This is a genomic window from Novosphingobium sp. MD-1 (assembly GCF_001014975.1).
Lineage (GTDB): Bacteria > Pseudomonadota > Alphaproteobacteria > Sphingomonadales > Sphingomonadaceae > Novosphingobium.
The window spans coordinates 99,139-111,873 of the sequence record NZ_BBXA01000030.1 but is presented as its reverse complement, the minus strand read 5'-3'; the positions used below and the strand labels follow the sequence as shown (position 1 = coordinate 111,873).

Annotated in this window: 13 protein-coding genes; 8 read left to right on the top strand and 5 right to left on the bottom strand. The window is 65.5% G+C overall.

The genetic code is table 11. From position 1 onward, the window contains the following. Positions 1-20: 20 nt before the first annotated feature. Genes ribB through NMD1_RS13665 form a run of 3 tightly spaced genes read left to right on the top strand, consistent with a single transcriptional unit; the run spans position 21 to position 2,638 of the window. Positions 21-1,286 carry a 3,4-dihydroxy-2-butanone-4-phosphate synthase gene (ribB, locus tag NMD1_RS13675; protein WP_125955175.1) on the top strand — a complete coding sequence of 422 codons (1,266 nt, stop codon included), beginning with the start codon at positions 21-23 and terminating at the stop codon, positions 1,284-1,286. 6 nt (positions 1,287-1,292) lie between these two features. Further along, on the top strand, positions 1,293-1,712 hold the full coding sequence (gene ribH, locus NMD1_RS13670; RefSeq protein ID WP_124808820.1) for a 6,7-dimethyl-8-ribityllumazine synthase: 420 nt from the start codon (positions 1,293-1,295) through the stop codon (positions 1,710-1,712). Then, entirely contained in the window at positions 1,709-2,638 is a 930-nt protein-coding gene (locus NMD1_RS13665; RefSeq protein ID WP_124808819.1) for an aldo/keto reductase, read from the top strand. The genes ribH and NMD1_RS13665 overlap by 4 nt, the downstream gene beginning before the upstream one ends. A 40-nt stretch (positions 2,639-2,678) precedes the next feature. On the opposite strand, the gene NMD1_RS13660 is transcribed toward NMD1_RS13665, so the two are convergent. The 3 genes from NMD1_RS13660 to eno all read right to left on the bottom strand — a co-directional run bounded on the left by NMD1_RS13660 (position 2,679) and on the right by eno (position 6,320). Further along, on the bottom strand, positions 2,679-3,761 hold the full coding sequence (locus NMD1_RS13660; RefSeq protein ID WP_125955174.1) for a hypothetical protein: 1,083 nt from the start codon (positions 3,759-3,761) through the stop codon (positions 2,679-2,681). Continuing rightward, positions 3,755-4,849, bottom strand: a complete 1,095-nt coding sequence (locus NMD1_RS13655) for a phosphotransferase (RefSeq protein WP_125955173.1) — start codon at positions 4,847-4,849, stop codon at positions 3,755-3,757. The genes NMD1_RS13660 and NMD1_RS13655 overlap by 7 nt, the downstream gene beginning before the upstream one ends. 184 nt (positions 4,850-5,033) lie before the next feature. Then, the gene (eno, locus tag NMD1_RS13650; protein ID WP_124808816.1) at positions 5,034-6,320 is read right to left on the bottom strand and encodes a phosphopyruvate hydratase; all 1,287 of its coding nucleotides are present in this window, start codon (positions 6,318-6,320) and stop codon (positions 5,034-5,036) included. 210 nt (positions 6,321-6,530) lie between these two features. Between eno and NMD1_RS13645 the strand changes: the two genes are divergently transcribed. The 5 genes from NMD1_RS13645 (at position 6,531) to NMD1_RS13625 (ending at position 8,634) form a co-directional block, all read left to right on the top strand. Beyond that, complete coding sequence (locus NMD1_RS13645; RefSeq protein ID WP_233497636.1) at positions 6,531-7,100, top strand: hypothetical protein; 570 nt, start codon at positions 6,531-6,533, stop codon at positions 7,098-7,100. 30 nt (positions 7,101-7,130) lie between these two features. After that, on the top strand, positions 7,131-7,523 hold the full coding sequence (locus NMD1_RS13640; RefSeq protein ID WP_125955171.1) for a phage holin family protein: 393 nt from the start codon (positions 7,131-7,133) through the stop codon (positions 7,521-7,523). Then, entirely contained in the window at positions 7,520-7,822 is a 303-nt protein-coding gene (locus tag NMD1_RS13635; protein ID WP_124808813.1) for a hypothetical protein, read from the top strand. Before NMD1_RS13640 ends, NMD1_RS13635 begins: the two co-directional genes overlap by 4 nt. Position 7,823: 1 nt before the next feature. Further along, the gene (locus tag NMD1_RS13630; RefSeq protein WP_125955170.1) at positions 7,824-8,315 is read left to right on the top strand and encodes a hypothetical protein; all 492 of its coding nucleotides are present in this window, start codon (positions 7,824-7,826) and stop codon (positions 8,313-8,315) included. Positions 8,316-8,412: 97 nt separating this feature from the next. Beyond that, positions 8,413-8,634 carry a DUF4170 domain-containing protein gene (locus NMD1_RS13625; RefSeq protein ID WP_124808811.1) on the top strand — a complete coding sequence of 74 codons (222 nt, stop codon included), beginning with the start codon at positions 8,413-8,415 and terminating at the stop codon, positions 8,632-8,634. A gap of 113 nt (positions 8,635-8,747) precedes the next feature. Here the strand turns inward: NMD1_RS13625 and greA are convergent, their stop codons facing one another. Both greA and carB read right to left on the bottom strand, forming a co-directional pair. Beyond that, positions 8,748-9,224 (bottom strand): transcription elongation factor GreA, encoded by a 477-nt coding sequence (gene greA / locus NMD1_RS13620; protein WP_124808810.1) that lies wholly within the window; start codon positions 9,222-9,224, stop codon positions 8,748-8,750. A 139-nt stretch (positions 9,225-9,363) separates the two neighbouring features. After that, positions 9,364-12,687, bottom strand: coding sequence for a carbamoyl-phosphate synthase large subunit (gene carB / locus NMD1_RS13615; protein WP_124808809.1), 3,324 nt, complete (start codon positions 12,685-12,687; stop codon positions 9,364-9,366). Positions 12,688-12,735: the final 48 nt, after the last annotated feature.

The following is a 12,735-nucleotide window of genomic DNA, read 5'->3' as shown; positions in this document are numbered from 1 at the left end:
CAATGTGAAATACCCGAATCATGTCTACTGACCTCATCGAACGCATCCGCCGACTCATCGTCGATGGCGGCATGTCCCGCTCCGGCCTCGCGCGTGCCGCTGGCCTCCACGCCAACACCCTGCGCGACGTGACTCAGCCGAACTGGAACCCCACGGCAGACACGCTTGCGAAGCTTGAGCGCGTCCTCAGCGAGAGCGACGATGCGCCTGCGCTCGTTCCCATCGAGGAGATCATCGAGGAAGCGCGCAATGGCCGGATGTTCATCCTGGTCGATGACGAGGATCGCGAGAACGAGGGCGATCTGGTCATCCCCGCGCAGATGGCTACGCCGGATGCCATCAATTTCATGGCCACGCACGGACGCGGCCTGATCTGCCTCACGCTCACCCGCGCGCGCTGCGAACAGCTCGGCCTGGAACTGATGAGCCGCAACAACGGCACGCGCCATGAAACCGCCTTCACCGTCTCGATCGAAGCGCGCGAAGGCGTGACCACCGGCATTTCCGCCGGCGACCGCGCCCGCACCGTCGCGGTGGCCATCGATGCCGGCAAGACCCGCGACGACATCGTCACCCCCGGTCACGTTTTCCCGCTGATCGCGCGCGACGGCGGCGTGCTGGTGCGCGCCGGCCATACCGAAGCGGCGGTCGACATCTCGCGCCTTGCCGGTCTCAATCCCTCGGGCGTGATCTGCGAGATCATGCGCGATGATGGCACCATGGCGCGCATGGACGATCTCGTGCCTTTCGCCCGCCGCCACGGCCTCAAGATCGGCACGATCCGCGACCTGATCGAATACCGCCGCCGGCACGATCACCTTGTCACCAAGGTGGCCGAGGTGCCCTTCACGTCGGACTATGGCGGTGACTGGCGCCTGCTCACCTATCGTAACAAGGTCGATGGCACCGAAAGCCTCGTGCTCCAGAAGGGCCAGGTCATCCCCGGCGAACCGACGCTGACCCGCGTCCACACCTTCTCCGCCTTCCACGACCTGCTGGGCCAGCCCGGCCCGCGCAAGCGCACGCTCCAGCGCGCGATGGTGGAAATGGGCAAGGCCGGCGGCGGCGTGATCGTGCTGCTGTTCAATCCGCCCGAAGCCGATCCGGCGCGCGGCGGCGGCGGCGGACCGGACATGGACCTGCGCAGCTACGGCATCGGGGCGCAGATCCTGGCCGATCTTGGCGTACACGACATGACGCTGCTATCGAACGCCCACCGCAACGTCGTGGCCATCGAAGGCTATGGCCTCAATATCGTCGGCGAACGGCCGATCCCCGAGGAGTAATCGGCCATGGCCAAGTTTCTGATTGTCGAAGCCCGTTTCTACGACCACCTCAACGACATGCTGATCGCGGGCGCCAAGGCGGCGCTCAAGGCGGCCGGCCACAAGGCGGAAGTCATTACCGTTCCCGGCGCGCTGGAAATCCCCGGCGCGATCGCGCTGGCCGACCAGAGCGGGGACTATGACGGCTTCGTCGCCATCGGCGTGGTGATCCGGGGCGAAACCTACCACTTCGAGATCGTCGCCGGCGAAAGCGCGCGCGGCATCATGGCGCTGACCATGGACGGCATCGCCATTGGCAACGGCATTCTCACCGTCGAGAACGAAGCGCAGGCGATCGTCCGCGCCGATCCCGCGCAGAAGGACAAGGGTGGCGAAGCCGCCAAGGCCGCGCTTGCCCTGCTCGCGCTGAAGGAGCGCTTCGCATGAGCGGCAAACACCCCTCGCTGTCCGGCATCCCGCTGGTCCTGGGCGGAAACGTCTTCGGCTGGACGATCGATCGGGACCGCAGCTTCGAAGTGCTGGACGCCTTCTACGAAAACGGCGGCCGGATGATCGATACGGCCGAAGGCTATTCAGTCTGGGTTCCCGGCCACAAGGGCGGGGAAAGCGAGACCGTCATCGGCGAATGGCTGGAATCGCGCGGCGTGCGCAAGCACATGCGCATCGCCACCAAAACCAACATGGCCGGCGAGGCCGGCGGGCTTGCCCCGGCGCGCCTGCTCGAACGCTGCCAGGCCTCGCTCGAACGCCTGCGTACCGACTATATCGATCTCTATTACGCGCACCGCGACGAGGAGCAGACCCCGCAGGCCGAAGTGGCCGAAGGGTTCAAGGCGCTGTTCGACCGGAAGCTGATCCGCGAAGCGGGTGCTTCCAACTTCTCGCTCGACCGGCTGGCTTCGGCGCAGAAGGCGGCGGAAGCGGCCGGCGCGCCGGCCTATGGCGTGCTGCAGAACCAGTACAACCTGCTCGAACGCGATGCCTATCCGCCCGAACTGCAGGCGTTCTGCGTCCAGAATGATGTGGCGATGCTGCCGTTCTTCGGACTCGCCAGTGGCTTCCTGACAGGCAAGTACCGCAAGGACGCCGATTTCGCGCGCTATCCGCGTGGCGAAGGCCTGCGCAAGTATGCCGAGCCGGGCAAGCGGCTGTTGCCGGTGATGGACCGCATCGCCACCGAGACCGAAGCCACGCTGGGCCAGGTCGCGCTGGCCTGGCTGCTGAGCCAGCCCGGCATTGCCGCGCCGATCGCCAGCGCCACCACCGCCGATCAGGTCGACGATCTGGTCGAGGCGATGGAACTGGAACTGAGCGCGGCGCAGGTTGCCGCGCTGACCAAAGCGCTCGACTGAGAAGCCGTGCCCGGGGCCTCACAAGGCCCCGGATCGGTCTTCAGGCCACGTCCATGCCTTGCAGCCCCATCGGGGCGTATGGACCAAGCACAAGCTGTTCGAACACGCCCACGCCTTCCTCGCCGGCGCTGGTCGTCACTCTGGACACGATCTGGACGTGGAAGTTGTCCGGCCGGGCGGGATCGCAGGCATCAAGATCGATGTCCTCGCGCTCGACCTCCAGTGGCCCGTGATACAGCCCGTGGCCCCACTTGGGCGAAGTGTAGCCGATCCCGCGCATCTGGAAGCGCACGAGCGGTTCGAACGACACCGTCAACGGCCCGTCCGGCGTCGCGATCGCCAGCTTGCCCGAAGCCGGCCAGCGCGAGCCCGCCGCCAGCGGGGATACCAGGGTTGCCGAAGGCGTTTCGTAGTGATCGTGCGCGCCAGCACCATCCGGCGCGATCACCGCCCGCGTGTTCCACGGCGCGCCGTGCATATCCGCGTTGATATGGTAGAACAGGCTGCGATCGGGCAGGTTGATCGGCGTCCATTGCCAGAAGAACGACGGAACCACGCCGTGCCCAAACGGCTGCGTATCGCTGCTGCCCACCGGACGCACGCCCCAGCTGCGGTCGCGCGTGCCGGCCGTCTGCGGGTGCAGCGCCTCACGCACGCCGTCCACTTCCACCCAGCCCCCGTAATGCCCGTTCTGCGTCAGCCGCGTGTAATCCATGAACGCGCGCGGCCCGATGCGGAACGTGAAGCGCGGCTCCTCGATGGGAAAGGCACGGCCGGTGAAGGCCAGTTCGGCGGCGATCCCCTCACCGTTGACGCGCACCACCAGCTTGCGCAGCGGCTCGACCACCTCGATCGAGATCGGCCCCACCGTCAGGTCGAACCGTTCCATATTCAGTTCGCGCGATGCATGAAGGCAATGCTGGATGCCGTTGCGGATATAGGAAAAATGGGCATCCGCCACGTTCAGGTGCGGATAGATGCCAAAGGCCACCGCAAAGAAGCCTGAACCGTCCGGCGCATAACCGTTGAAGAAATAGCGATCGTAGAAATTCCGGTCCGTGCCGGCATAGGCGACGGGCTCGGGCGTCTGGTGCAGCGGAAAGTCATCGCCCTTGGTCAGCATGTTCCGGTCTCCAGGAAGTGGCGCAGCGCGCCGATGCTGTCGTGGTCGAGCGCCAGTTCGCAGGCGCCGGTTGCCATCGACAGGAAATTCTCGTCGCCGCGCGGGGTCCGCACCACGAACGCGGCGCTGAACACCGCCGTGGACACGCCGTGGAGCGCGCCCAGACGATAGCGCGTCCAGATCGCATCGCGCGCGGTGGGCACGCCACGCCGGCTCATCTCGGCGCAATAGAGGTCGAGCAGTTCGTCCTCGTGCGGGCGGCGCAAGGCGCTGCCAATGCCGCACCCCATGAAATAGCCCACGTCGGTCAGTCCGCAGCCGATCCCGGTCGTCTGCCAGTCCACGATCGCAATCGGTTCGGCGCCGTTCCCCACGCCGAACAGCATGTTGTCGAGCCGGAAATCGCCGTGGACGAGCCCCGGATCGGGCAGCAAGCGGCCGAACCAGCCGCCGATCAGGGCATTGAGTTCATCGCACACCCGCATCAGTTCAGGTGCCAGTTGCCCATCGTAGCGTTCCCGGAACACGGCATGGGCCTGCGGATAGAGCGCGGCCATCTGCCCGGTCAGCGCCGGTTGGGGCTGGAAGCAGGGCTGGCCCAGAATGGCGGCGTGGTTGCGGCTGGGAGCGTGGATCGCCGCCGCTTGGCGAATGGCGGCGCGCGCGTCGTCGATACTACAGCCGAGCAACTGGTTGCCGCCACGCTCGGGCGCCAGATCCTCGAACAGAAGGACAAATTCCTGCCCGTTCTCATCTACTTCCGCCGCGAACGTGCGAGGCACTCTTGCATCCAGCAGCGCCGCCACCTCGCGGTAGAATGTCACTTCCTTGGTATAGAGCTGCAACGTTGCAGCCGTGCCACGGCTGGTTTCGTCAGCGGAGGCAAACTTGCCCGCCACCGTGGCCGGCCCCGCGCCTTCCCGGTCATAGGTCAAGGTGAAACGCGCGGTATCGCCGACCTGGCCGGTGCCGATCGGCACCCACGCCATGCCGGTGACGCGCGCATCGCCCAGCGCGCCGCTTTCCCGCAGGCGCGCCTCCAGCCATCCCGCATCGACTTCGGCGGGCTTCCTCGGAAAATCGACCATGCTCTTCTCTCCCACCGCCAAGCTGGCAGAGAGAAGAGCGGTTGTGAAGCGGAATTTAAGCGATCGATTAACAGGCGATGGCCCGCCAGCAAAATGGCCCACCGGCAAAAGCAAAAGGCCGGAGCGCGCCTGCGCCCCGGCCTTTTGCCTGAACCGTCAGCCGGTTCGCGCCGGAAGGACCGGATCAGGCCGAGAGCCGGCCGAACGCGCCCTTGCCCGCGTACTTCGCCGAAGCGCCCAGTTCTTCCTCGATGCGGATGAGCTGGTTGTACTTGGCCAGCCGGTCCGACCGGGCCAGCGACCCCGTCTTGATCTGGCCGCAGTTGGTGGCAACCGCCAGGTCCGCGATCGTGGCGTCCTCGGTTTCACCCGAACGGTGCGACATCACGGCGGTGTAGCCGTTGCGCTGCGCGATCGAGACGGCCTCCAGCGTTTCGGTCAGCGTGCCGATCTGGTTGACCTTGACCAGCAGCGAATTGGCCAGCCCCTTGCCGATGCCCATTTCAAGGCGCTTCGGGTTGGTCACGAACAGATCGTCGCCAACCAGTTGGACGCGCTTGCCGACTTTCGCCGTGAGCGCGGCCCAGCCCTCGAAATCGTCCTCGCTCATGCCATCCTCGATCGAGCGGATCGGATAGGCATCGCAAAGTGCCGCGAGATAATCCGAAAAGGCTTCAGGCGAGAGCGAGAGGCCTTCGCCGCTGATCTCGTACTTGCCGTTGCGGAAGAACTCGGTGGAAGCGCAGTCGAGCGCCAGCGCCATGTCCTCGCCGGGCTTGAACCCCGCCTTTTCGATCGAGGCCATCACGAAATCGAGCGCGTCGCGGGTGCTGGCCAGGTTGGGCGCGAAACCGCCTTCGTCGCCCACCGCCGTCGCCAGGCCCTTTTCGTGCAGACCCTTCTTCAGCGTGTGGAACACTTCCGCGCCCCAGCGCACGGCTTCGGCCAGCGTCGGCGCGCCAACCGGCATGATCATGAATTCCTGGAAGTCGATCGGATTGTCGGCATGTTCACCGCCGTTGATGATGTTCATCATCGGCACGGGCAGGACATGCGCCGAAACGCCGCCGACGTAGGAATATAGCGGCAGGCCGCGCGCGTCGGCAGCGGCCTTGGCCACGGCCAGGCTGGTGCCGAGGATGGCGTTGGCGCCGATCCGCGCCTTGTTCTCGGTGCCATCGAGCGCGATCATCGCCAGGTCGATGTCGCGCTGGTCTTCGGCGTCAAGCCCGATCAGCGCTTCGGAAATCTCGCTGTTGACGGCGGTCACCGCCTTGGTCACGCCCTTGCCGAGATAGCGCCCCTTGTCGCCATCGCGCAGTTCGACCGCTTCGTGCGCGCCGGTCGAAGCGCCCGAGGGAACCGCCGCGCGGCCGAAGCTGCCGTCTTCAAGCAGCACATCGACCTCTACGGTGGGATTACCGCGGCTGTCGAGAATCTCGCGGGCGTGGATGTCAATGATCGCGGTCATGGCAGACTCCCTGAAAATGGGCGAAAAGAGGCTGGACATCGCCTTTGGCGCCGGCTCCTATCGGCTGGAACCGGCGGGCGCAACCCGCGTTGGTGCATTGCAGCGGGACACCCCGTCGTGAATTCGCAGGCGCTTTGCCCAATGGTCCAGGATGCGCTAGTCGTTGTCACCGGGCCGGCCGGGCCTCACAGTTCGAAGGAAGACAGGAAAATGGCCAAATCCACCGCCAAGGGCACCACCGCCGCCGCCGACGTCGCGGAAACCGTGACCGAAGCCGTTGAAGAAGCGGCCGCCGCTGCGGAAACCGGCAAGTCACGCTTCAGCAAGGCGGTTGAAGACGCCAAGGCCAGCGCTGAAAAGCTGAAAGGCGAGGCGATGGAGCGCGGAGCCGCCTACAAGGCGACCGTGACCGAAAAGGCCGGCGACTGGAGCGAGGACGCGAAGCTCTATGCCGGTCAAGCCAAGGAAAAGGCGATCTCGCTCGCGACCGATGGCAAGAGCAAGGCAAGCGACGCCTTGACGGTGCTGGGCAAGACCATTTCCGACACCGCCGGCACGATCGACGAAAAGCTGGGCGTGCAGTATGGCGATTATGCCCGTTCCGCCGCGCGCAGCATCCAGGAAACGGCGGCCAAGCTCGAATCGAAGGACGTTTCCGAACTCGGCAACGATGTGAAGGAATTCGTTCGCAAAAGCCCTGCCACCGCGATCGGCATCGCTGCCGTCGCCGGCTTCCTGCTGGCGCGGCTGGTGCGCGGGTCTGGCGACGGGGACGCGTAAGGGCAGAGACGCGCACCGCCTGAACGACGTATGTCGCCCCCATCCCCGCCCGAATCCGGCACCGAGGTTCCGGCTGGCGAGGCCGATGCCTCGCTGACCGGAACCCTGCGCGCCCTGATTGATGATGGCCAGACGCTGTTCGAGGCGGAACTGGCCTATGCCCGCGCGCGCGCCACCTATGGCTGGGGCCGCGCGAAAGGCATTGTCGCGCTGTTGCTGCTGGCACTGGCCTTCGCCTTCTTCACGTTGGTGGCGCTGGTGGTCGGGCTGCTGCTGGCGCTTACCCCGCTTCTGACGCCGTGGGGGGCGCTCGCGTTTGTCGGGCTGGGGCTCGGCGGACTTGCTGCGGCGTGCTTCGCCACGGCCGTGGGGCGTTTCCGCAAGGCGCGCGCGGCCTTGCTGGGCAAGGGCACGGAAACATGAGCGAGCGCCGGGATTCCGCCATTCTCGAAGAGGCGCGCCAGTTGCGCGAGGACGCCTGGCAATTGGTGCGAGAGGACATTTCCGCCCTGCGCGAGGGGCTGGCGGAGAAACCGATCGGCCGCCGCATCCGGGAACATGCCGCCGGCGAAATCGTTGAAACCATCGACATGGCCCGCGATATCGCCAGCGAAAACAAGGCCGTGCTGGGCCTGACGGTCGCGGCCGTTGCGGGTTGGCTGTTGCGCGCGCCCCTGTCCCGGATCGCCGGGCGCTGGCTGGCCATTGCCCAAGGAGAATGATGTGAGCGACGAAACCAAGACCGGTGAACACGATCCCAATGCGGCCGTTCGCGAAAAAGTGGAAGCGGCCAAGGCGCGGGTGGCCGCTTCCGGCCCGGCGAAGACCGTGAAGACGCTCGTCGACGAACATCCTGTTGCCATGCTGGCGGGCGGCATTCTTCTTGGTGCGCTGGTCGCCCGCGCTTGGCCCAAGCGCCGTTCGGCGGCGCGGGAAGTCGTGGATTCGCGCCTGGGCAAGCGCGCCGCGGCGCTCGCCGCGCTGGGCGCCGAAATCGCGTCGGCCTATGCCTCGCGCGCGGCCGACGCGGGGCGCGACGGCGTGGCCAAGCTGGAAGACATCGGCGGCACCGTGGGCGGCAAGATCGCCGAAGGTGGCGAGGAAGCCCGCAAGCGCGCGGTCGACCTGACCGAGGTCGCGGTATCGTCCGCGCGCGAGGTGGGGGAAACCGCGCTGCGCCGCCTTATCGAAATTGCGACCAGATTGCGCAAATAACCCAACAAGGGCGCGAATAAGCCATTTGTCGCACTTGCCATTCGCGCATCATTTTGTCAGTGGCACGCACGTTTCCTCCCCAATGGAAAAGGCTGCCATGCAGAAGCTGCACCTCGTTATGGGCGGGCGGGTCAAGGACCCCCAGGGCCTCGAATTCGTCGACCTCAACAAGATCGACGTCGTGGGGGTGTTCCCCGACTATCACAGCGCCGAAGAAGCCTGGCGCGCTGCCGCGCAACGCACCGTGGATGATGCGGAAATGCGCTATGTGATCGTTCACTTGCACCGGCTACTCGAACCAGAACTGCCCAAGGCCTGACCTCAGGCAAACAAAAAAGCCCCGGAGCGATCCGGGGCTTTTTGTATGGTCCGCCCGACATCCCAGCGAAAGCTGGGATGTCGGGTTTCAAACAGGCTGTTACACTTCGAAGCTCAGATGAATTCGATCTTTTCGACGACGTAGAACTTGTCGCCCGACGGCACCGTCACCTCGACCTCGTCCTCTACCTTGCGGCCGATCAACGCGCGGCCCAGCGGCGAATTGTAGCTGATGCGGCCCACCTTGGCGTCCGCTTCGGCCTGCCCCACGATCTGATAACGCACGGGCTTGTCGGCATCATCGAGCAGCGTCACCGTAGCGCCGAACACGATGCGATCGCCCGAAAGGCTGGTCGGATCGATGATCTGCGCGCGGCTGATCTTGTCTTCCAGATCGGCGATGGAGGCTTCGACCTGGCCCTGCCGCTCCTTGGCGGCATGATATTCGGCGTTTTCGGAAAGATCGCCGTGGGCGCGCGCTTCCTCGATCGCGTCAACGATCTTCGGCCGCTCCTCGCGCAGCGCTTTCAGCTCGGCAGTCAGCTTTTCATAGCCTTCGGCCAGCATCGGCAGCTTTTCCACACTTGCCATCCGTCTTCTCTTTCCTTTCGCTCCCCGCCCGCCGCGGCGCGAACGCTACGGCAACCAGGGATAACCGTCCCCAACCGGAAGCCGTATCAATCGACCGTCCGGGCTTTCACCGCCGCGATGCTGGGGAACACGTGGAAGCTCAGCTATAATAATCCTGCAACGGACGAACCGCAAGGTCGGCGCTTTGCAGCGCCTCGATTGCCGCGGCGGCGGCGACCGATGCGGCGGCCGTGGTGAAATAGGGCACCTTGCCCGACAGCGCCGAGCCACGGATCGATTGCGAATCCTTGTGGCTCTGCCAGCCCTCGGTCGTGTTGAAAATCAACGCGATGTCGCCATCGATGATCCGGTCCACGATGTGCGGGCGGCCTTCGGCAACCTTGTTGATCCGTTCGACCGAGACACCGGCATCGGCGAGGTAACGCGCCGTGCCGCCGGTAGCGACGATGTGGAAGCCCAGCCCCGACAGCTTCTTTACCGCCGGCAGGACGATGGCCTTGTCGCTATCCTTGACCGAGACGAACAGCGTGCCGCTGCGCGGGAGGCTGACGCCTGCGCCCAATTGCGCCTTGGCGAAAGCGACCGGGAAATTCGCATCGATTCCCATCACTTCGCCCGTGGACTTCATCTCGGGCGACAGCACCGGATCGACGCCGGGGAAGCGGGCGAAGGGGAACACCGCTTCCTTCACCGCCATGTGATCGACCTCGCGCCGGATCGCCGGCAAGTCGGCCAGCGTTTCGCCCGCCATGATCCGCGCCGCGAACTTGGCGATGGGCTGGCCAATCGCCTTGGCCACGAACGGTACCGTGCGGCTGGCGCGCGGGTTCACCTCGATCAGGTAAACCTCGCCGTCCTTCACCGCGAACTGGATGTTCATCAGCCCGCGCACGCCCAGCGCCTTGGCCAGCAGCACTGCCTGGCGCTCCATTTCCTGCACCACGTCATCGGGCAGGCTGTAGGGCGGCAGCGTACAGGCGCTGTCGCCCGAATGGATGCCAGCTTCCTCGATGTGCTGCATGACGCCGGCCACGGTCACTTCGTCGCCATCGGCCAGCGCATCGACGTCGCATTCGATCGCATCGCGCAGGTACTGGTCGATCAGCACCGGGCTGTCGCCCGAAACCTGCACGGCGGTGGCGATGTAGTCATCAAGCTGTGCCTGGCTGTCCACGATCTCCATCGCGCGCCCACCCAGCACGTAGGACGGACGCATCAACACCGGATAACCGATGCGCGCCGCCACCGCGACCGCCTCGTCGCGGCTGCGCGCCAGGCCGTTGGCGGGCTGCTTGAGGCCCAGCTTCTCGACCAGCGCGGCAAAGCGCTCGCGATCTTCGGCAAGGTCGATCGCATCGGGCGACGTGCCGAGGATGGGGATCCCGGCGTCTTCCAGCGCCTGCGCCAGCTTCAGCGGCGTCTGCCCGCCAAACTGCACGATCACGCCGACAAGCTCGCCGTTCGCCTTTTCGACTTCGAGAATCTCCAGCACGTCCTCAGCCGTCAGCGGCTCGAAATAGAGGCGGTCGGAGGTATCGTAGTCGGTGGAGACGGTTTCCGGGTTGCAGTTGACCATGATGGTCTCGAACCCGGCATCTTCCAGCGCGAAGCAGGCGTGGCAGCAGCAATAGTCGAACTCGATGCCCTGCCCGATGCGGTTCGGGCCGCCGCCGAGGATCACGATCTTCCGCCGGTCCGAAGGCGCGGCCTCGTTCTCCGGCTCGCCGAACAACCCGCCTTCGTAGGTCGAATACATGTAGGGCGTCACCGCCTCGAATTCGGCCGCGCAGCTATCGATGCGCTTGAATACCGGACGCACGCCGAGCCGGTGGCGCAGCTTGCGCACCTCGTCCTCGCTGGTGGCCCCCGCCATGGCGCGCAGCGCATCGTGCAGCAGGCCCGAACGCTTGGCCTGGGTTTCCGCCATGCCGCCCGCGACATGGACCGACCGCACCGCCAGGGTGGCCAGGCGCTTGTCCGAAAAGCCCATGGCCTTCAGCCGCCGCAGCCCCGCCGCGTCGACCGGCAGGCCATTTTCCAGGATCGCCTTTTCCTCGGCGATGATTTCCTCGATGTGGCGCAGGAACCACGGCTCGTACTTGGTGACGGCATGGATATCCTCCACTGAGAAGCCTTCGCGGAAGGCCTGGCCGACCGCGAGCAGGCGTTCGGGCGTGGCGCGCGAAAGGACCGCGTTGATCTCGTCGCGGTCCGCGCCCTCCAGCGCGACCACGCGGTTGAAGCCGTCCAGCCCGGTTTCCAGCCCGCGCAGCGCCTTTTGCAGCGATTCCTTGAAGTTGCGGCCAATCGCCATCACTTCGCCCACGGACTTCATCGCGGTGCCAAGCAGCGGTTCGGCGCCCTTGAACTTCTCGAACGCGAAGCGCGGGATCTTGGTGACGACGTAGTCGATCGTCGGTTCGAACGAGGCCGGCGTCGCGCCGGTGATGTCGTTGACGATCTCGTCCAGCGTATAGCCCACCGCCAGCTTGGCCGCGACCTTGGCGATGGGGAAGCCGGTAGCCTTGGACGCCAGCGCCGAGGACCGCGACACGCGCGGGTTCATCTCGATCACGATCAGGCGGCCATCCTTCGGGTTGACCGCGAACTGAACGTTCGAACCACCTGTTTCCACGCCGATTTCACGGAGCACCGCGATCGATGCGTTGCGCATGATCTGGTATTCCTTGTCGGTCAGCGTCAGCGCCGGGGCGACGGTGATCGAATCCCCGGTGTGGACGCCCATCGGATCGACGTTCTCGATCGAGCAGATGATGATGGCGTTGTCGTTCCGGTCGCGGACGACTTCCATCTCGTACTCTTTCCAGCCGAGCAGCGATTCCTCGATCAGCACCTCGGTAGTCGGGCTGGCCTCAAGGCCTCCGCGCACGATCTTGACGAACTCTTCCCGGTTGTAGGCAATCCCGCCGCCGGTGCCGCCCAGCGTGAAGCTGGGGCGGATGATCGAGGGCAGCCCGGTCGTCTCCAGCACCGCCAGCGCCTCGTCCACCGTGTGCGCCACGCCGGAACGCGCGGATTCGAGGCCGATCTTGTCCATCGCATCGCGGAACTTCTGGCGATCCTCGGCCTTGTCGATCGCTTCGGCATTGGCGCCGATCATGGTCACGCCGAACTTTTCGAGCGTGCCGTCCTGCGCCAGCGCCAGCGCGGTGTTCAGCGCGGTCTGCCCGCCCATCGTCGGCAGGATCGCGTCGGGGCGCTCCTTCTCGATGATCTTGGCGACGATCGCCGGCGTGATCGGCTCGACATAAGTCGCGTCCGCCATCTCGGGATCGGTCATGATCGTGGCCGGGTTCGAGTTGACCAGGACGATGCGATAGCCCTCTTCCTTGAGCGCCTTCACCGCCTGCGTGCCCGAATAATCGAACTCGCAAGCCTGGCCGATGATGATCGGCCCGGCGCCGATGATCAGGATCGAGGAGATGTCAGTGCGTTTGGGCATGCGAGGGCCTTACAGTATTGAAGCCCTCTCACCCTTCAGGGGGAGAGG

What these genes read in the sequence shown, in the direction of transcription:
- ribB (WP_125955175.1), top strand. Translation starts at nt 21, where the DNA reads ATGTCTACTGACCTCATCGAACGCATCCGCCGACTCATCGTCGATGGC.
- ribH (WP_124808820.1), top strand. Translation starts at nt 1,293, where the DNA reads ATGGCCAAGTTTCTGATTGTCGAAGCCCGTTTCTACGACCACCTCAAC.
- NMD1_RS13665 (WP_124808819.1), top strand. Translation starts at nt 1,709, where the DNA reads ATGAGCGGCAAACACCCCTCGCTGTCCGGCATCCCGCTGGTCCTGGGC.
- NMD1_RS13660 (WP_125955174.1), bottom strand. Translation starts at nt 3,761, where the DNA reads ATGCTGACCAAGGGCGATGACTTTCCGCTGCACCAGACGCCCGAGCCC.
- NMD1_RS13655 (WP_125955173.1), bottom strand. Translation starts at nt 4,849, where the DNA reads ATGGTCGATTTTCCGAGGAAGCCCGCCGAAGTCGATGCGGGATGGCTG.
- eno (WP_124808816.1), bottom strand. Translation starts at nt 6,320, where the DNA reads ATGACCGCGATCATTGACATCCACGCCCGCGAGATTCTCGACAGCCGC.
- NMD1_RS13645 (WP_233497636.1), top strand. Translation starts at nt 6,531, where the DNA reads ATGGCCAAATCCACCGCCAAGGGCACCACCGCCGCCGCCGACGTCGCG.
- NMD1_RS13640 (WP_125955171.1), top strand. Translation starts at nt 7,131, where the DNA reads ATGTCGCCCCCATCCCCGCCCGAATCCGGCACCGAGGTTCCGGCTGGC.
- NMD1_RS13635 (WP_124808813.1), top strand. Translation starts at nt 7,520, where the DNA reads ATGAGCGAGCGCCGGGATTCCGCCATTCTCGAAGAGGCGCGCCAGTTG.
- NMD1_RS13625 (WP_124808811.1), top strand. Translation starts at nt 8,413, where the DNA reads ATGCAGAAGCTGCACCTCGTTATGGGCGGGCGGGTCAAGGACCCCCAG.
- greA (WP_124808810.1), bottom strand. Translation starts at nt 9,224, where the DNA reads ATGGCAAGTGTGGAAAAGCTGCCGATGCTGGCCGAAGGCTATGAAAAG.
- carB (WP_124808809.1), bottom strand. Translation starts at nt 12,687, where the DNA reads ATGCCCAAACGCACTGACATCTCCTCGATCCTGATCATCGGCGCCGGG.